The organism is Undibacterium sp. Rencai35W (assembly GCF_049340185.1).
Taxonomy (GTDB): Bacteria; Pseudomonadota; Gammaproteobacteria; order Burkholderiales; family Burkholderiaceae_D; genus Undibacterium.
Genome location: NZ_JBMPPC010000001.1, coordinates 273,699 through 292,477, shown reverse-complemented (window position 1 = coordinate 292,477; position 18,779 = coordinate 273,699). Strand labels below are relative to the sequence as shown.

Genomic DNA, 18,779 nt, shown 5'->3' with positions numbered 1-18,779 from the left:
ACTCAAGATCAGAAAAATGAGCCCGAGCTTAAACCTGTACATCGTTGAAGATTCTGTACTGATCCAAAATCGCTTAGTCGGTTTCATGGACGATCTGCCTGATGTTCATATTGTCGGCGTCGCTGGTGATATCAAGAGCGCTTACCAGGAGATTCTGGGCTCGGATACCAACGCGATGATTTTGGATGTACAGCTTAGTGATGGCAACGGACTGAGCTTATTAAAAAGCGTCAAACAAAAGAAACCTGACGTCAAAATTATCGTACTCACCAACCACGCCACCGACGCAAACCGCTTGCAAGCCATGCGAGCCGGTGCCGATGGTTTTCTGGATAAGTCCACTGACTTCGCACAAATACCACGCATCCTGCATAACTGGATTCATGCAGAGCCATCAAAGAATTTGAATTAATCTACCTCGAGAGGGAAAACCATGTCTACAGCCACTGTTTCTACATCGTTGTCGAATATCGAAGTGACCGCCAGCCCGGCCGCCTATTTGTCGGCAAGCGTATCGGCATCCGCATCTAATGATGCTGGCTGGCGCTGCCACGGCACACTATGGTCTAACCTGCATGAGGTGTGTGACTTGCTCGGCATTGCAACCCCGTTAGCGTCCGATGACGAACAAGTTTTGTTCCAACATGTGCGTTATAAAGCTGGTCAGCGTATCCATACTATTGGTCAGAATTTCGATACTTTGTACATCGTCAATTCTGGTTTTCTGAAGACCGTATTAATCGACGAATACGGCAACGAGCAGGTATTAAGCTTCCCCATGAAAGGTGATTTGCTCGGTATCGACGGCATACATACGCAACGTCACGCATCGGAGGCAGTTGCGCTCTCTGATTGTGATGTGATCTTAGTACCGTACACAATATTTTCATCTCTTGGTCGCCTCTATGCAGAATTAGAACAAGCCATGTTCCGGGCCATGAGCCGCGAATTAGTACGTGAACAAATCATGATCGGTATGCTCAGTGCATTAAGTGCAGAAGCTAAAGTAGCCCGCTTTTTGCTTAATCTAGGTGAGCGTTTTGCACAACTCGGTTATTCAAACAAACTATTTAATTTACGCATGACACGTCACGAAATTGGTAGTTATCTGGGCTTGACCCTGGAGACAGTCAGCCGCACCTTATCTGCCTTCAATGAATTAGGGCTGATCCGTGTTGAGCAACGCCAGATTGGCATTCTTGATCCTGTCGCATTAAAAACACTACGTCGTTTACCACCGGCTAAAACCCGTCTCAAAGTAGGTGAAAAAGTCACCGCCCTCGTAGGAAAGAGCTTACTCCCGCAATGGAGTAAAGAGGTTGCGGTTGCACTGAATTAGTATAAGCTTAGTTAATACATCGACACCTGGCCTTAGCCCTGAGACCGGCTTTCTTTATGACATCAAGGAGTCTGACATGACTTACAAAACCGTACTGGTTCATCTGGATGAATCAAGCCGCTCTGCGCTCAGAGTCAAGGTTGCGGCAGAGATCGCGATTGCGGACAATGCGCATCTGATCGGCACAGCAGTGACAGGTGTTTCACGCTTTATCTATCAGGACGGCAACATCAGCGCCAGTGATCCCAATTTGACGATCCATCTGAATTTTTTACGTGAACGTGCAGAAAAAGCGATCGCCAGTTTTGGTAAAAGTATGCGGGAATTTGGCGTAGCATCTTTCGAAAGCGTGATCGCCAACGACGAGGCTGGCGGTGGCATCGGCTTACAGGCGCGCTACAGCGATCTGGTCGTGGTTGGCCAAACGAATCGTGATGAGCCCTCGCCTTCTGTGTTGCCAGACTTTCCCGAATATATCGTGATGAACTCAGGTCGCCCGGTATTAATCGTTCCTTATACCGGCGATTTCACTACGGTTGCAAAACGTCCACTGATTTCATGGGATGCCAGCCGCGAATCGACACGCGCCGTTACCGACGCGATTCCTCTATTAAAACGTGCTGACTTGGTACAGGTTGCCATTTTCAATCCGAAGGCAACACCAGATGCGCACGGCGAACAACCGGGTGCAGATATCGCGCTCTACCTTGCACGCCACGGTATCAAAGTAGAGGTATCCGTACACAAGACTTCGACCGATATTGGCAACGCCCTGCTTTCACTCGCTCATGACTTAGATAGCGATATGCTAGTAATGGGCGGCTATGGCCACTCACGTTTCCGTGAAATGATCATGGGCGGTGTGACCAGAACTATTTTGGAAAGTATGACCATTCCCGTTTTGATGTCACATTAAAATCAGCATTGATACAACCGTTGGATGAAGGCACGAGAATTCGTGCCTTTTTTTCGTCTACCTTTTTTCGTCACCAATTTTTGTCGCCGCTATTTTTGTCAGAGCTAAAAGCAGAGACGGAGAAAAACATCTGACATACAACAAACTCCCCTAAAATACAGACTTGTCTGATTCAACCCGGATTTAACCTCCCGGACCCGTCGCCCTATGTTGCTGCATACTCCCAAAGAACTGAAACAAGCCAAATGGATTGCCCTATGCCTGCTGGTGCTGTCTTGTGTCATGTGGCTGAACAAAGCCAACTTCGCTCATTACAAAATTATTGCATCCTTACCTTTGCATACGGCATTAGAAACAGCAACTATCGTTATTTTTTCTTCTGTGTTTATTGTCTGCTGGAACGCCTTTGGCGAGCGCCGTAAAAAGAGTAGCGTCATACTCGCCGTCGCTTTTTTATGTACGGCGATTTTAGGTTTTTTTCACGCAATCAGCTTCCAGGGTATGCCGGGATTTTTGCAAGCAATTGACATGCATAAATCACTCAGTTTTTGGCTCATGTCGAGGCTGATCGTCGCTCTCACCTTGCTAGGACTTACACTTAGTTCCAGAGATACGTTCTCATCGCCGTCACAATCAGTTGCGGTACTCGTCGCGGGAGTCCTGTTGACCGCTATTTGCGTCGTTTTCATCTTGATTGCACCTGAGTATGTACCTTTGACTTACTCCGCGGAATCAGGCCAGACAACTTTCAAGCTAGTGGGTGAATCACTGTTGATCGGCCTCAATGTATTGACTGCGACTCTGTTATATCGTCAGGCTGTCCGTATCAAGGGCGAGCACGCAGAGGAGCGACTGCATATTGATAGAGCTTCGTTATTTGTCGCCAGTTCCACTATGGCGATGTCGGAGGTGTATTTCTCTTTATATACCGATACCAGCGATATCTATGTCATCGCAGGACATGTTTATCAGTTTCTGGCAGCGACGGCGATCTATCGCAGCATGGTTGCTGTGAATATTCATGCCCCTTACGCTACCTTGAGCGCCGCAAATAAAAAAATTGCGAGGAGTGCCGACGAATTGTCTGTCCATAAAGAACGCCTTACCGGCATCATCGAAACCGCGATTGATGGCATCATCACCATCGATGAGCATCAGAATATCATTCTGGCCAATCCTGCTGCAGCAGCGATGTTCGGTTACGCCATAGAGCAAATGACCGGCACCTCACTTAATGCAGTGATTCCGGAGCGGCATCGTAAGTCGCATGGCAGCCATGTCAAAAAGTTTGGGCAAACCGGCGACACAAGGCGAAAGATGGGTGGTAATTTCGAGGATTTTTATGTCACAGGCTTGCGCGCCAGCGGTGAAGAATTTCCCATCGAAGCATCGATCTCAAGCTTGATGGAAAATGGACATCGCTTCTATACCGTGATTTTCCGGGATATCACTGAGAGAAAAATTGCTAAAGAAAAAATGGCGCAATATCACTCACAATTGAGTCAACTCTCCAGCGCATTACAAAGTATCCGGGAAGAGGAGCGCAAACATATCGCACGCGAACTACATGATGATCTCGGTCAACTTCTGGCTGCATTGAGGATGGATTTATCCCTGCTGCAACGCGATGCCGAGATGTCGGGCAAATCACAAAAGGCCTTGTCCAGCATGGATCAGTTGATATTAACTTCCATCACAACCTTACGCCGTATCGCAACCGATTTACGTCCACGCGCGCTAGATGAAGGGGGGCTCTACTTTGCGCTGCAAACATTGCAAAAAGATTTTACCCAGCGCCATCAGATCGAATGCCAATTGCGGGCGGACGAGGACCTGCTCAACCTGGATGATGCGCATAGTACGGCGATCTTCCGGATTATCCAAGAATCACTGACGAACGTAACGCGGCATGCTAAGGCGAATAAAGTCGTGATTGAGTTTGAGCGTACGACGGACGAGCTGAGCTTCTCCATCAGTGATAATGGTCGCGGCATTGAGGAAGAAGATATGCGCAAATCACGTTCGTTTGGACTGGTAGGAATGCGCGAACGGGTAAAAGCAATGCAAGGTGAATTTTCAGTCGGCAGCAATCATGGTGAAGGTACGCGGATAGAAATCCATTTGCCGCTGGCAAGCACCGTATTTAGTGAATCCGGCGCGTGAATTACCCGAAATTTGAGTCGTCATTTGAACAATCACAGGAGTCAGCTTAAAAGCGTAAAGTGGCGTATCCTGACGATGTATTTTCTGGAGAATGATTATGTCGATTTCAGCCCTTAATGCAGGTTTATCAGGCTTGCAATCTTATCAACGCGCCTTGGATAACTCCGCAAACAGTGTTGCGAATGCCAGTACTAATGGGTTTCAAGCGCAACAAGTGTCATTTCAGGAGCAAAAAAATGGCGGCGCTACTATCACAATCAGTAATGGCGTAGAAACAGATGGCAGTTCCACTTCCCCGAGCAGCACGGATCTGACCAAAGAAATTATTCAATCTTTAGAGTTTAAAGCAGGATTTGACATCAACGCAAAAGTCGTCAAAACGGCAGATGACATACTTGGCACGATCATCAATATCAAAGTGTAATCGTTAACTACTTCCGACTGTGTTTGGCGGTGTTTTGGCAGCTTACAGCTGAGTCGCCCGCCAATCCGGCAAACTCATCTAGGCGTGATGCACAAAAAATCAGGCATCAGCGACATATCAAAATACCATAAACCTGAGAGTCCGATTGCCAGTAGCAAGCTCGCTGCAACAACACGGACATATCGCGCATAGCGGCTAATTTTTGCATATCGTATGAGAACTGGTGCCATTAACAAATAGGGCAAGGCACTCAGACCAAAAATCAACATCAACATCGCACCAGACCATGCGTCACCCGCCAGCAAAGCAAACGGTGCAACACCATACAATAAACCGCAAGGTAAACATCCCCAAGCCATACCGGTAAAAAACGGATACCGGGATGCATTACACATCGCCAAGCTCAGGATATTAGCAACAAATGAGTTCAGGCGAGCAAATAACGATGACGACGGAATCAGTGCCCGAACCAGATCTGTCCAGCCTAACAAACGCATTCCCAAATAAATTAATGCGAGATTCCCAACTACAAATAAGATTTGCTGAACTGGTAGATAAGGTCTGAACAGCATACCGGCAGTCCCCAGACTGCCAAATAATGCACCAACCAGCATATAAGTAAAAATGCGCCCGGCATGCCTTAAGATTAATGGGGGAATGACCGGGGCAACGCTGTGTACAGTAGCTTGACTGCTAGCATCAGGTGCGGTGTCCTCTACTTGGATATGGATCACTTTTTTTTGGGCAGCGTCACCCGATGATTTCTCATCACCGAGGCGTTCACTATCCGCATCACCCAGCAGACTGGCGATACCTCCGCACATACCGACGCAGTGAATCCCGCCTGCCAGACCAGCGGACACTGCAGCAGTGACGAGTGGCAAAGTCAACATAAGCAATGAAGAGTAAAGCGACGAGTGACGAACCAATAGCCCGTATGTTCTGTCAGATTGGGCATGACGATCTGTCCTTGATTCAAGTTGGATTTTTCGTCAGAACAACGGCGATGGCGGATTCTCTTGGAAGCAGCATGCCATCCGCATCTCTATGAGGTAATAGCGGTCTAATGAAAAATCCGGGTTCAATGCGTTTCCGTCATTAACAAAGCAGTTAAGCCACTGGATAATATTCCCAGCAACCAGAAGGAGAAAAAACCGATGGTATAAACACCGGTGATATGTATCTTGATGCGTTCATCCAGAATGATCAACTCCATAGGATCAACCAGACTGAAAAATAAACCTGTCATGACACAAGCCATTAAAAAAGCTGGCCACAACACGACCATCAATAATGATCGTACCCGTGTTTGGCGGTGAGTCGAATTGTGCGATTCCAAATCCTGTCCCCTTTTATTCAATGTCAAAGTTAACAGTCTCGATACTATGAGTAAAGTTATTTTGCTGCTTGTAGTTGTAAGGGTTTTTGCTCTGGATTAAACCAGTCGCCTGTCAGACGCCATTCGCTTGTCTCCAGCTTGGCGTGAAATAACTTAACCTCATTGAATGACGATGATGATTGTGCTGGCAGATGACCTTCATAACTCCCCGGCACAATTTGCTTCAACGGCAGACGCCTGACTAACTCATTCACCGACGTTGCATTTGCTGCGGCATTCGCCAAACTCAACTGAACTGTATCAGGCAATACACCATTACCGGATAGCTGCATCAGTACACGTCCGGAGGAATCTAATGTAATTGACGAGGTCAATTGAAGTGCTCGGGCACGGGCATCTCTTTGAATATCTTTATTGATCATCAAGCCTTGCTTGTAATAGTCCTCAGCAATAACTTTGTCTGCACCACGCCACGCAAGAAATCCTGTGAACAGACTTGCACACACCACAATTGCAGGCCCACCAACAACCAGCAGAAGCCAAGGTTCTTTGTACCAACGGTCGGCTTTTGGTTTTACCTGCATGAATATCGCACTCATATCATTCTCCTATTTTGGCACCAGGAACACAGCCTTTTCAGTGACTGTGATATTGGCAGCCTTACTATCCTTGACGACAAATCTGATACGGTTAGAGCCTGGCTCCGCCGCGCCGGGAGGTATGCGAACGCGCATTGGTATTGCTTTAGTCGTTGCCGCGTTAATACTCACCGTTGTCTCGCCTACGATGCGAATACCGTTGATACCTTTGACTTCAAACTGCACTTCTTTGGCAAGCTCTTCCGTATTCATGATCTGAATTTTGTAGACATTATCAATCGCACCGGTTTCCGTCACAAGCGGCATGCCACGGTCGCGGATCACATCCACTTTTAAAGGAACATGCAAAGCCAAAGACAGTCCGGCTGCGAGAATGATGAGGCCGAGAATACCGGAATAGACCAAAGTACGCGGACGAAAAACACGTCGCCACATCGCATTAGAATCAAGTTGTTTAGTCAGTGCATGATCCGTGGTGTAGCGAATTAAACCACGCTCATAACCCATCTTATCCATCACCTGATTACAACCGTCAATGCATGCTCCGCAGGCAATACATTCATATTGCAAGCCATTACGGATATCAATTCCCGTCGGACAAACCTGTACACAAATACCGCAATCGACGCAATCACCCTTGCCTTCCGCCTTGTAATCGACTTTTTTATTTCGCGAACCACGAGGTTCGCCGCGTGCAGTATCGTAAGTAATTGTCAGCGTATCTTTATCAAACATCGCGCTTTGAAAGCGGGCATAAGGACACATATATTTACAGACCTGCTCACGCATCCAGCCCGCATTGCCATAAGTTGCAAAGCCATAAAAGAGTAACCAGAACGTTTCCCAAGGGCCTAGGGTAAAGCTGAATACTTCCGCTGCCAGTTGATGGATTGGTGTGAAGTAACCGACAAAAGTAAATCCTGTCCATAAAGATAAAATAAGCCACACACCGTGTTTCAGTGATTTGATACCAAATTTACGTACGGATATAGGGGACGCATCAAGCTTGATACGCGCATTACGATCACCTTCGAACTTGGCTTCTATCCATAAAAATATCTCGGTATAGACCGTTTGCGGACAGGCATATCCGCAAAACAAACGACCTGCAATGGCGGTAAACAAAAATAACGATAATGCGGAGATCACCAGCAAGATCGCCAGATAAATGAAATCTTGTGGCCACAGAACCAATCCAAAAATATAAAACTTTCGTGTGACCAGATCAAACAATACCGCCTGCCTGTCATTCCAAGTAAGCCAGGCGGTACCGTAAAAAAGAGCTTGAGTAAAAAATACCAGTACCCAGCGCCAACTGGCAAACCATCCTTTTTGTGAACGCGGATATATTTTGCGACGCTCTTCAAATAAGGCTATTTCAGCCTCTTCTATCGGTACCGGTATGATGGGAATATGCTTCATAGTTTCTATCAAAGGAAGTGATGATATGAATTGCGAATACCCTCGCAACGACATCAGCGCTTCTGATCATTCAGTGCCAGAACGACTGACACTGAATTTATTGTGACATCTTATTTTGCTGCATCTGATGTAGTGGCCGGAGCACTTGCAACTTCTGCTATTTGCTGAACGGCGGCTACCTCTGCCGTTTTTATCACTGCCGACGGATCATTTGATAAACTCCACACATAAGCAGCGAGCAAATGAATTTTTGCAGGCGTCAAAATAGTTTTATGTGCTGGCATTTGATTATTACGACCTTTGTTAATGGTTTCCATCACGGTATCAATACTGCCACCATATAACCAGATTTTATCGGTCAAATTCGGTGCACCCAATGCCTGTGTTCCTTTACCTTCAGCGCCATGACAGGCGGCACATGCTGCAAATTTGGATTTACCCAATGCGGCCTTGATCGGGTCATGAGTGGAATTGGATAAGCTCAATACGTAGTTGGCGACATTACGCACATCATCATCGGTACCCAACGCAGCACCCATCGGCGGCATCTGGCCATGACGTCCCTCAGTAATTGTCGTCACGATCGTTTGCGGATCACCACCATATAACCAGTCACTATCAGCTAGATTTGGATATCCCTTACCACCTTGTGCATCAGAGCCATGACACTGTGAGCAAGTATTCAAAAACAGACGCTGACCAATTTCTTTTGCCTGCGGATCCTTGGCAACTTCTTTGATGTCCATCGCCAGATACTTGTTAAAGATAGGTCCGTATTGCGCTTCACCATCCGCCATTTCTTTTTCATACGCTCCGGCCTGACTCCAGCCGAAACTACCTTGCCGATCACCAAGGCCAGGATAGACAATCAAATAGCCGATGCTGTAAATAATGGTGAGATAAAACAACCACATCCACCAGCGTGGCAAGGGATTATTTTTCTCTGTTAAATCACCGTCCCATACATGACCCGTTGTTTCGGCCGGCAATGGTTTGCCGTCACTACCTATTTTTACTTTAACTGTAGATTGCGACCACAGCAACAATCCGCATGCAAAAATACTGATTGCAACCAATACTGCAATCCCTATACTCCACCATTGGTTAAAAAAATCTGCCATGATTATTTTCCGTTCTCATTCTCAATTGGCAAGCGTGCCAGCTCTTCGAATCGGGCTTTGTTTTTACTACTGAATGCCCAGTAGAGAATACCCAAAAACACGATCAGGCTGATCACCGTCACAACACTGCTGACGATGGTGAAATTAATGTCCATGTTTCATCCTCTCTCTTAGAAATCTGACTTGCTAACAGTCGTGGAATCCGGATAACGACAACGCCATTAACAGGCATAGTTCAAATTGTCGTATCCTGAATTTCCTTAATTTTTATTTTTGATCGACGTACCTAAAATCTGTAAATAGGCGATCAATGCATCGAGCTCTGTTTTATCGGCAATCTCATCCGGAGCAGCCGCGATTTGCTGATCTGTATAAGGCACGCCCAAGGTTTTCATCGCCTTCAACTTCGGAGTGATCTCTGCTTTATCGAGTTTCGTTTTTGCCAGCCAGGAATACGAAGGCATATTCGACTCAGGAACAACTGAACGTGGATCATTCAGATGATCTCGGTGCCAGGCGTCGCTGTAACGACCGCCAACCCGAGCAAGATCGGGGCCGGTACGCTTGCTACCCCACTGAAAGGGATGATCGTAGACAGACTCTCCTGCTACCGAGTAGTGGCCATAACGCTCGGTTTCTGCACGGAATGGACGAATCATTTGTGAGTGACAGCCGTAGCAGCCTTCACGCAAATAGATATCCCGTCCGGTCAATTGCAATGGTGAATATGGCTGCATCCCCTGCACTGGCTGCGTTGTCGATTTCTGGAAAAATAAGGGAACGATTTCTACCAGTCCACCGATGCTAATCGTCAGTATGACCAGTACCAATAACAGTCCCACATTTCGCTCAATCAGATCATGAGTAAAATTACGCATATAAATTCTCCTTATTTCTCTGATCAGGCATGAGCCGCAACTGGGCTCAACACGGGAATCGCATTGTTGACAGGCTTTGCAGCAGCGACGGTTTTTACAACGTTATATGCCATCACCAACATGCCACTGAAATACATCAGGCCACCAGTCATACGAATGACGTAGTACGGATAGGTTGCCTTCACTGTCTCTACAAACGAATAAGTCAAGGTGCCGTCTTCATTCACTGCGCGCCACATTAAGCCTTGCATCACGCCAGCAATCCACATCGAAGCGATGTATAAGACCACACCAATCGTTGCCACCCAGAAGTGCACTTCGATCAACCGCTTGCTATACATCTCTGTCTGACCAAATAATCGCGGAATCAAGTAGTACAAACTACCGATAGAGATAAAACCCACCCAGCCCAACGCCCCAGAATGTACGTGCCCGACAGTCCAGTCTGTGTAATGAGATAAAGCATTGACTGTTTTGATCGCCATCATCGGGCCTTCAAAGGTAGACATACCGTAGAAAGACAAGGAGACGATGAGAAAACGCAGGATAGGATCAGAACGCAGCTTGCTCCAGGCACCGGATAAAGTCATGATGCCGTTGACCATGCCGCCCCAGGATGGTGCCAGCAAAATCAGGGAAAACACCATACCGATAGACTGCGCCCAGTCAGGCAATGCGGTGTAATGCAGATGATGAGGACCGGCCCACATATAGGTAAAAATCAATGCCCAAAAGTGAACAATAGACAGTCGATAAGAATAAACCGGACGCTCGATTTGTTTAGGAATGAAGTAATACATCATGCCCAGGAAACCTGCCGTCAAAAAGAAACCGACTGCGTTATGCCCATACCACCACTGCACCATTGCATCCTGTACACCGGCATATGCAGAATAAGACTTGGTCAGAGATACCGGAATAGCCGCGCTATTGACGATGTGCAATACGGCCACAGCAACGATAAAGGCACCATAAAACCAGTTGGCAACATAGATATGTTCAACCTTGCGCTTGACTAGCGTACCAAAAAAAACAATGGCATACGCAACCCACACCACAGCGATCAGGATATCAATTGGCCATTCCAGTTCAGCATATTCCTTACCCTGGGTATAGCCAAGAGGCAAGGAAATGGCCGCGGCCAGAATAACGAGCTGCCAACCCCAGAAGGTAAAGCCCGCGAGGGCATCAGAGAACAGGCGCACGTTCGAAGTACGCTGCACCACGTAGTAGGAAGTACCCATCAAGGCACAACCACCGAATGCAAAAATAACTGCATTGGTATGTAAAGGTCGCAGCCGCCCGTAACTTAGCCAGGGTATTCCTGAAAACAACTCCGGCCAGGCAAGCTGTGAAGCGATAATCACGCCCACCAGCATACCAACTATTCCCCATACGACTGCCATGAGAGAGAATTGGCGCACTACGCGATAATTGTAAGAACTTTCTTTAGATATCGTCATGATCTCACTCTGTTAATAGAATTCATTGACAGAATAGCGAGCATGCTTACACGCGATATTGATACAAATCAAAAAGTAGGAATTAGGAAAAAAATTTGAGAAAATTTTAATCAATAATTTCCGTGATATCTGAATTTATTGAGCTTTTCATGCTTAAAGCAGACGTAAAAAAAGCACCTTACGGTGCTTTTTTTACCAAGTAAGATCCGGTTATTGCGGAGCTGCTACAGGAGGAGCAGAAACAAGCGTCTTATTGATAGTAACTTTAGATTTTTGCTTAAGCGCCTCTACATAAGAGAACATATCGTTTTGCGCGATGGCATCAGCAAACTGCGATTGCTCAATTTTACGTCGTCCCGCATCTATCGTACCGGCATTCACCTTCGCAATACGGTAAATGCTATAACCAGAGCCAGGCGTTTCAACACCAACGAATGCGGGCAATTTTTGCAGATCGGCTTTCATAACTTCAGCAAAAACTGCTGGTGCAACATCTTGATTTTTCAACCGGGATACTGTCTTACTTTCTGAGAAACCAGCAGCATTATCCGCCAATTTCAATGCCTTCAGTTTGTCCTCACCGGCTTTTTTTGCAAGAGCAACTGATTCTGTCAAAGTAACACGGGCAAGTATGATCGCTTTTACTTCTTCGAACGGACGTTTGCTCGCCGCTTTGTACTCAACGACACGACCGGAGACCAGTGTGCTAGGCGCTACTTCAACAGCTTCTGTATTGTGTTTCTTCTTGACGGACTCATCAGAAAAAATCGCCTTCAAAAACTTTGGATTATTAAACAAAGCCACTGCTGGTAAAGCAGGATTCGGTTGACGGGTCAGCACATTGGTCGTTTGTACTTGCAGCTTCAGTTTATCGGCAACTGGCTTCAAGCTATCTGCCTGTTCGTAGACGGTATTGGTAAATGTTTCTGCTGCTTCAGCATAAGCTTTAGCTGCTTTTTGTTTTTTGATGTCTGCCACGATTTGTGACTTCATCTCTTCCAAAGACTTCACACTCGCTGGTTTAATCGCCGTCAACTGGATGATGTGATAACCGAATTCTGTTTGAACGAGCTCACTGATTTCACCTTGTTTCAACTTGAATACAGTGTCTTCGAATGCTTTAGTCATTGCACCCTTACCAAAGTAATCCAGATCTCCGCCACGCTCTGCTGACACCGGATCCTGAGAATTTTCTTTGGCTAATTTTGCAAAAGATTCAGGGTTCTTGCGCACGTCAGCTAACAGCTTTTCAGCCTTCTGTTTGGCTGCCGCTTTATCTGCATCTTTTGCATCTTTGTTGGATGCAATCAAAATATGGCTGGCACGACGCTGCTCTTCAGTCGTAGCAAACTTTTTATTTTGTTCGTAAAAAGCTTGTACCTCTGCGTCGGACACAGTGATTTGCGAACTCAGCACGTCATTGTTCAATACAACATATTCAGCTTTGATGGTTTCAGGGATTTCAAACTGAGCTGAATTTTTTTCGTAGTAGGACTTCAACATCTCATCCGTCACTTTTACCTGTGAGGCAAAATCAGCTGACTGAAAATTCAAAGCCTGAACTTCTCTTTCCTGCTCGTTAATGACAGACAAAGAATTAGCGACCGTTTTTGGAACGATTGCAGTGGACTGCACGGCACCCAGTAATTGCTGAAGTGACATACTTTGACGCAAGCGCTGTGCGTAACTCTCTGGCGTCATTCCCTGCATTGCCAATAATTTTTTAAACTGCTCAACGTCACGAGTGCCATCAGGCTTGAGCAAAGCTGGCTCTGCCAAAATTGCCTGCTGCAATGCTTCATCAGATATGCTCAAGTGTTGATTAGCTATTTCGACATTAATCACCTTACGTGTGATCAGATCATCCAGAATATTTTGGCGAGCCTCAGCGGTATTCAACAACTTGGAGTCGAATTGCGGACCATACATTTGGCGCAGACGCTCCAACTGGTCACGCTGGGCTGTATCAAACTCTTGCTGACTAATCGATTGTCCGGCTACCGTCGCAACAGGCTCATTAGCGCCGCGTGAACGTGTATAGCTTTCCAGACCAAAAAAGGCGAAAGAAGGGAAGATAATCAGCAGCAATAAAAACTGCATCAATCGTTGGTGTGTACGAATATACTCAAACATGGTCAACCGATCACTCTGACGAACTGTTACCGAATATGAAAAAAGGTGAACTTGCGTTCACCTTTTTAATCTTGGCGGAGCGGACGGGGCTCGAACCCGCGACCCCCGGCGTGACAGGCCGGTATTCTAACCAACTGAACTACCACTCCTTATGTACTGCAAATGCTGAAAATTTGTGGTGGGCGCTGAGAGGCTCGAACTCCCGACCTAAGCCTTGTAAGGGCTCCGCTCTACCAACTGAGCTAAGCGCCCCATCAAATTTACAACAGTGTGGTGCTTGTCACTGCACCACGAAGTCCATTAGTTTACCGCATCTTTCAAAGCTTTGCCAGGCTTAAATTTAGGAACCTTAGCAGATTTGATCTTGATTGCTTCACCAGTGCGTGGATTACGGCCTGTTCTTGCTGCGCGTTTACCAACAGAAAATGTGCCAAAGCCGACCAGAGTCACTGTGCCATTTTTTTTCAACGTTGTTTTAACTGCGCCAATCACTGCATCTAATGCACGTGATGATGCTGCCTTTGAAATATCAGCTGTTTTCGCAATGTGATCGATCAATTCAGTTTTATTCACTTACGTCCTCCTCACAAAAGTCTAGTTTAACTTCGCGATGATGTATTCGATTATTTATTGGTCGGCCATCTATCACGGCAGGCAGAAAATCTGCATCCGGTATTAAATCAAGCCGGAAAGCCTTGTGTCAAGCGGTTTGCAGCGTTTTCCTACAATCTTCTTGGGTTTTCTTTGTGAAATCAAAAGTATAATTTCGAAATTCGGATTTAGCATGCATTTACCCTCAAAACAGCATCATCGGACAAGATCAGGCCTGTTGTTTTAAACCATCGAATCAAACTATTTAATCAAAACGCTATTTTTGATCGAAGAAATTATTCCGCAAATTAATCAATCATCCCGAGAAACAATTTATGAAAACCATACAGCAATTCGGCACACCTCTTTCCGCAAATGCGACCAAAGTCATGCTCCTCGGCTCGGGCGAATTAGGCAAAGAAGTCATCATTTCTCTGCAACGTCTGGGGATCGAAGTCATCGCAGTTGATCGCTACGAAAACGCGCCCGGGCACCAGGTTGCGCACCGCGCCTATGTAATAGATATGACAGATGGCGCGGCACTTGCCAGCCTGATTGAAAAAGAGCGGCCCGATCTGGTCGTCCCGGAAATCGAAGCAATCGCTACGCCCATGTTGATGGAATTAGAAAAAGCCGGCAAAGCCCGCGTCATCCCTACTGCTCGCGCTGCGTGGCTAACAATGAACCGCGAGGGCATTCGACGCCTTGCTGCTGAAACTCTGGCACTGCCAACCTCCCCCTATCGCTTTGCCGACAGCCTTGCAGAACTGCAGGCAGCATGTAATGACATCGGCTTTCCGTGCATTATCAAACCAGTTATGTCCTCCTCAGGCAAAGGTCAATCCAAGATTGATAGCGCAGATGAAGTGCAGGCTGCATGGGATTACGCAGCGGCAGGTGGTCGCGTAAACTCCGGTCGCGTCATTGTTGAGGGTTTCATTGATTTTGAGTACGAAATCACACTGCTGACGATACGTGCGATGGGTCGCGATGGTCAGATCGAAACGCATTTCTGTGAGCCTATCGGCCATGTTCAAGTACAAGGCGACTATGTCGAGTCATGGCAGCCGCAAATTATGCATAACAAAGCATTAGAACGGGCTCGTGATATCGCAAAGAAAGTGACCGATGATCTGGGTGGACTTGGATTGTTTGGCGTCGAATTATTCGTCAAAGATGAGATGGTCTGGTTTTCAGAAGTCAGCCCTCGCCCGCATGACACAGGCATGGTAACCATGTCGAGCCAGGTGCAAAGCGAATTTGAATTACACGCCAAGGCCATCCTTGGATTGCCAGTCAATGTCAGCTTGCGCAGTCCTGCCGCCTCTGCCGTCATCTACGGACAACATAACCACAAAGCGATTGCCTTTGAAGGCGTGGCAGAAGCATTACAGGTTGAAGGTACGGATATCCGCCTGTTTGGGAAGCCAGAGTCCTTTAGCCGCCGCCGCATGGGCGTGGCACTGGCAACAGCCAAAGATACCGATACGGCAAGAACGCTCGCTAAAGCAGCAGCAGCAAAAGTACGACCGGTGATTATTGATTGATGTGTTGAGAAATCGAAAAAATTTCTGGACGCATACCACTTAGTGAATATTTGATATCCCTAAAAGCCTGCTTTGCCAGGCTTTTATTTCAGCTTAGCATTTTGTGTGTTTCCTCCAACTTTCTTGATTTCGCCTATAGTTAGTGTTTTCGTCGTTGTTTGTTCAACATGCTCAAAGAATATATATGAAATTTGATGTTGCAATTGTAGGCAGTGGCCTCGCTGGTTTATCCGTCGCGCTGCATCTCGCCAAAACCCGTAAAGTCGCAGTGATTTCAAAACGCGCCTTGCTGGATGGCGCCAGTGACTGGGCACAAGGCGGCATTGCCGCAGTACTTGATTCGCACGACAGCCATGAACAACACATCTCCGACACATTGATCGCCGGTGGTGGCTTGTGTGACGAAGGTGCCACCCGCTACATCATTGAACATGGCCGCGAAGCAATTGACTGGTTGATTGAGCAAGGCGTGCCATTCACACGCGACGACGACGCCGAACTGGGCTTCCATCTGACGCGTGAAGGCGGTCATAGCCAGCGCCGTATCATTCATGCAGCGGATGCGACGGGCCATGCCGTACAACTGACTCTAGAGCAAATCGTGCGTGCGCATCCGAATATCAGCTTGTTTGAACACCATTACGCCATCGACGTCATTACCTCTGCCAAATTAGGCGAGACCTCGGCAACCCCGCGCTGCCTGGGCTTGTATGTACAAGATGTTAAAACCGGAAAAGTACATACCTTTGAGGCACAACATACCGTGATGGCGACTGGCGGCGCGGGTAAGGTCTATCTCTATACAACCAATCCGGATACCGCGACAGGCGACGGCATTGCAATGGCATGGCGCGCTGGCTGCCGCGTTGCAAATATGGAGTTCATGCAATTTCACCCAACTTGTCTGTATCACCCTTACGCTAAATCGTTTTTGATCACCGAAGCTGTGCGCGGCGAGGGCGGTATTCTCAAACTGCCCGCCGAAGCAGGCACGAGTGCCGGTGCGCGTTTTATGCTGGATCATGATGCACGCGCAGAACTTGCGCCACGCGATGTAGTTGCGCGGGCAATTGACTTTGAGATGAAAAAGCGCGGACTGGACTATGTCGAACTGGATATCACACATCAGCCGCCGGAATTTTTAAAAGAACATTTTCCAATGATTTATGCCCGCTGTCTGGAGCTGGGTATCGATATCACAAAACAAGCTATTCCCGTCGTCCCTGCCGTGCACTTCACCTGCGGCGGCATCGTCACCGACACGACTGGCAGAACGGATTTACCGGGCTTGTACGCCGTTGGCGAGACTGCTTATACCGGACTGCACGGAGCGAACCGGCTTGCCAGCAATTCTTTGCTCGAATGTCTGGTCATCGGCAAAGCCACAGCCCAACATATCGCAGCACAAGAACAAACTGCCTCACCAAACCTGCCTGCCTGGGATGAAAGCCGTGTATCCGATGCAGACGAAGAAGTCGTGATCGCTCACAACTGGGACGAGTTGCGACGCTTTATGTGGAATTACGTTGGTATCGTCAGGACCAATAAACGACTGGAGCGCGCCAAACACCGTATCCGTTTGCTGAAGGAAGAGATCGATGAGTACTACGCAAATTTCCGTATCTCAAACAATTTGCTTGAATTGCGGAATCTGGTTGATGTCGCCTCACTGATCGTGAATAGCGCGCTGTCGCGTAGAGAAAGCCGTGGCCTGCATTTTAGTCGCGATTATCCAGATACGTTGCCAAAAGCGCTGCCGACAGTCTTGTCACCGAAACGGAAGAAATAGTCTGCAGTGCTACAAAAATCAAAACGCGCTACCGTGTTATCACCAACACGGTAGCGCGTTTTTTATCTACTCTGGATTACAGAAAAGTGCCAAAAAGAATATACTGCCACCCAGTATTATTTAACATCCCCATCAAATAGTGCGAATCAAGCCTATTTTTATGTCGGTAGGTGGGGAGTATCGTAAAAATCAGATAATGCGCAATGAATAATCCGTGGCCTTGATATCTTTGGTCAGACTACCGATCGAAATCCTGTCCACACCTGTTTCAGCAATCGCACGTACTGAACTCTTATCGACACCACCAGATGCTTCCAGCAAAGCACGACCCGCATTCAGATCCACAGCAGCCCGCATCATCTCGGTACTAAAGTTATCCAAAAGAATCGACGCAGCACCTGCACGCAAGGCCGTTTGCAGCTGCTCCAGACTTTCGACCTCAATTTGTATGCTTACATCTGCCTGCAAGGCGTGCGCAGCCTGCATTGCTGCCTCGATACCACCTGCCGCTGCAATATGATTTTCTTTGATGAGAATACCGTCGTATAAAGCCAGACGCTGATTTTTGCCACCACCCACTCGCACTGCATATTTTTGTGCGAGACGCAGCCCTGGCAAGGTTTTTCGGGTATCAAGAATCGCCGCAGCAGTGCCCGCAATCAAGGTCGCGTACTGACGCGTTACCGTTGCCACACCAGACAGCAATTGCAAGAAGTTCAACGCGCTGCGCTCAGCAGTCAGCAAGGCACGTGCAGGAGCTGTAATTTTGCACACCAGGCTATTCGCCGTCATCAACGCACCCTCCTCCCACATCCACTCGACTTTAATACGACTATCCAGCGCTGCCATCACGGCATCAAACCAGGGTGCGCCGCACAGCACCGCCTCTTCGCGCACGATCACTTGCGCCAATACCATCTGGTCTTCCGGAACCAGCAACCCAGTCACATCACAGTCGCCTACATCCTCGGCAATAGCATCTGCGATATTACGTTCAAATGCCGCTGACAAATCCGCATCAAACGGTGCGAATACATTTTTCAGATTACTCATGG

General features: G+C 47.4%; 18 protein-coding genes and 2 tRNA genes. 7 read left to right on the top strand and 13 right to left on the bottom strand.

Features of this window, described 5'->3' with window-relative positions:
* Positions 1-16: 16 nt before the first annotated feature.
* The 5 genes from ACO0K3_RS01285 to ACO0K3_RS01265 all read left to right on the top strand — a co-directional run bounded on the left by ACO0K3_RS01285 (position 17) and on the right by ACO0K3_RS01265 (position 4,842).
* The gene (locus ACO0K3_RS01285; RefSeq protein ID WP_422981163.1) at positions 17-412 is read left to right on the top strand and encodes a response regulator; all 396 of its coding nucleotides are present in this window, start codon (positions 17-19) and stop codon (positions 410-412) included.
* Between the two features lie 21 nt (positions 413-433).
* Positions 434-1,339 carry a helix-turn-helix domain-containing protein gene (locus ACO0K3_RS01280; RefSeq protein ID WP_422981161.1) on the top strand — a complete coding sequence of 302 codons (906 nt, stop codon included), beginning with the start codon at positions 434-436 and terminating at the stop codon, positions 1,337-1,339.
* A gap of 76 nt (positions 1,340-1,415) precedes the next feature.
* The gene (locus tag ACO0K3_RS01275; protein WP_422981159.1) at positions 1,416-2,255 is read left to right on the top strand and encodes a universal stress protein; all 840 of its coding nucleotides are present in this window, start codon (positions 1,416-1,418) and stop codon (positions 2,253-2,255) included.
* 207 nt (positions 2,256-2,462) lie between these two features.
* A complete protein-coding gene (locus ACO0K3_RS01270) occupies positions 2,463-4,418 on the top strand; it encodes an MASE3 domain-containing protein (RefSeq protein WP_422981157.1) in 1,956 nt (651 codons plus the stop codon).
* Between the two features lie 97 nt (positions 4,419-4,515).
* Entirely contained in the window at positions 4,516-4,842 is a 327-nt protein-coding gene (locus ACO0K3_RS01265) for a flagellar basal body rod C-terminal domain-containing protein (protein ID WP_422981155.1), read from the top strand.
* A gap of 74 nt (positions 4,843-4,916) precedes the next feature.
* On the opposite strand, the gene ACO0K3_RS01260 is transcribed toward ACO0K3_RS01265, so the two are convergent.
* The 12 genes from ACO0K3_RS01260 to ACO0K3_RS01205 all read right to left on the bottom strand — a co-directional run bounded on the left by ACO0K3_RS01260 (position 4,917) and on the right by ACO0K3_RS01205 (position 14,370).
* Positions 4,917-5,735, bottom strand: a complete 819-nt coding sequence (locus ACO0K3_RS01260) for a sulfite exporter TauE/SafE family protein (RefSeq protein ID WP_422981153.1) — start codon at positions 5,733-5,735, stop codon at positions 4,917-4,919.
* Between the two features lie 188 nt (positions 5,736-5,923).
* Positions 5,924-6,091 (bottom strand): hypothetical protein, encoded by a 168-nt coding sequence (locus ACO0K3_RS01255; protein ID WP_422981151.1) that lies wholly within the window; start codon positions 6,089-6,091, stop codon positions 5,924-5,926.
* A gap of 146 nt (positions 6,092-6,237) precedes the next feature.
* Positions 6,238-6,780 carry a FixH family protein gene (locus ACO0K3_RS01250; protein WP_422959986.1) on the bottom strand — a complete coding sequence of 181 codons (543 nt, stop codon included), beginning with the start codon at positions 6,778-6,780 and terminating at the stop codon, positions 6,238-6,240.
* Positions 6,781-6,789: 9 nt separating this feature from the next.
* A complete protein-coding gene (gene ccoG / locus ACO0K3_RS01245) occupies positions 6,790-8,202 on the bottom strand; it encodes a cytochrome c oxidase accessory protein CcoG (protein ID WP_422981149.1) in 1,413 nt (470 codons plus the stop codon).
* Between the two features lie 110 nt (positions 8,203-8,312).
* Complete coding sequence (ccoP, locus tag ACO0K3_RS01240; protein ID WP_422981147.1) at positions 8,313-9,323, bottom strand: cytochrome-c oxidase, cbb3-type subunit III; 1,011 nt, start codon at positions 9,321-9,323, stop codon at positions 8,313-8,315.
* Between the two features lie 2 nt (positions 9,324-9,325).
* Positions 9,326-9,478, bottom strand: coding sequence for a cbb3-type cytochrome oxidase subunit 3 (locus tag ACO0K3_RS01235; protein WP_422959983.1), 153 nt, complete (start codon positions 9,476-9,478; stop codon positions 9,326-9,328).
* A gap of 105 nt (positions 9,479-9,583) precedes the next feature.
* A complete protein-coding gene (ccoO, locus tag ACO0K3_RS01230; protein ID WP_422981145.1) occupies positions 9,584-10,201 on the bottom strand; it encodes a cytochrome-c oxidase, cbb3-type subunit II in 618 nt (205 codons plus the stop codon).
* Positions 10,202-10,224: 23 nt separating this feature from the next.
* Complete coding sequence (gene ccoN / locus ACO0K3_RS01225) at positions 10,225-11,664, bottom strand: cytochrome-c oxidase, cbb3-type subunit I (RefSeq protein ID WP_422981143.1); 1,440 nt, start codon at positions 11,662-11,664, stop codon at positions 10,225-10,227.
* A 210-nt stretch (positions 11,665-11,874) separates the two neighbouring features.
* A complete protein-coding gene (locus ACO0K3_RS01220) occupies positions 11,875-13,797 on the bottom strand; it encodes a SurA N-terminal domain-containing protein (RefSeq protein ID WP_422981141.1) in 1,923 nt (640 codons plus the stop codon).
* Between the two features lie 72 nt (positions 13,798-13,869).
* A tRNA-Asp gene (locus ACO0K3_RS01215) sits at positions 13,870-13,946 on the bottom strand.
* 27 nt (positions 13,947-13,973) lie between these two features.
* A tRNA-Val gene (locus tag ACO0K3_RS01210) sits at positions 13,974-14,049 on the bottom strand.
* Between the two features lie 48 nt (positions 14,050-14,097).
* Positions 14,098-14,370 carry an HU family DNA-binding protein gene (locus tag ACO0K3_RS01205; RefSeq protein WP_262836663.1) on the bottom strand — a complete coding sequence of 91 codons (273 nt, stop codon included), beginning with the start codon at positions 14,368-14,370 and terminating at the stop codon, positions 14,098-14,100.
* Positions 14,371-14,723: 353 nt separating this feature from the next.
* Between ACO0K3_RS01205 and purT the strand changes: the two genes are divergently transcribed.
* Together purT and nadB are read left to right on the top strand one after the other, a co-directional pair.
* Entirely contained in the window at positions 14,724-15,935 is a 1,212-nt protein-coding gene (gene purT / locus ACO0K3_RS01200) for a formate-dependent phosphoribosylglycinamide formyltransferase (protein ID WP_422981138.1), read from the top strand.
* A gap of 184 nt (positions 15,936-16,119) precedes the next feature.
* Positions 16,120-17,724: an L-aspartate oxidase gene (gene nadB, locus ACO0K3_RS01195; protein WP_422959977.1), complete on the top strand. Its 1,605-nt coding sequence runs from the start codon at positions 16,120-16,122 to the stop codon at positions 17,722-17,724.
* 189 nt (positions 17,725-17,913) lie between these two features.
* Here the strand turns inward: nadB and nadC are convergent, their stop codons facing one another.
* Positions 17,914-18,777, bottom strand: coding sequence for a carboxylating nicotinate-nucleotide diphosphorylase (nadC, locus tag ACO0K3_RS01190; RefSeq protein ID WP_422981136.1), 864 nt, complete (start codon positions 18,775-18,777; stop codon positions 17,914-17,916).
* Positions 18,778-18,779 lie beyond the last annotated feature (2 nt).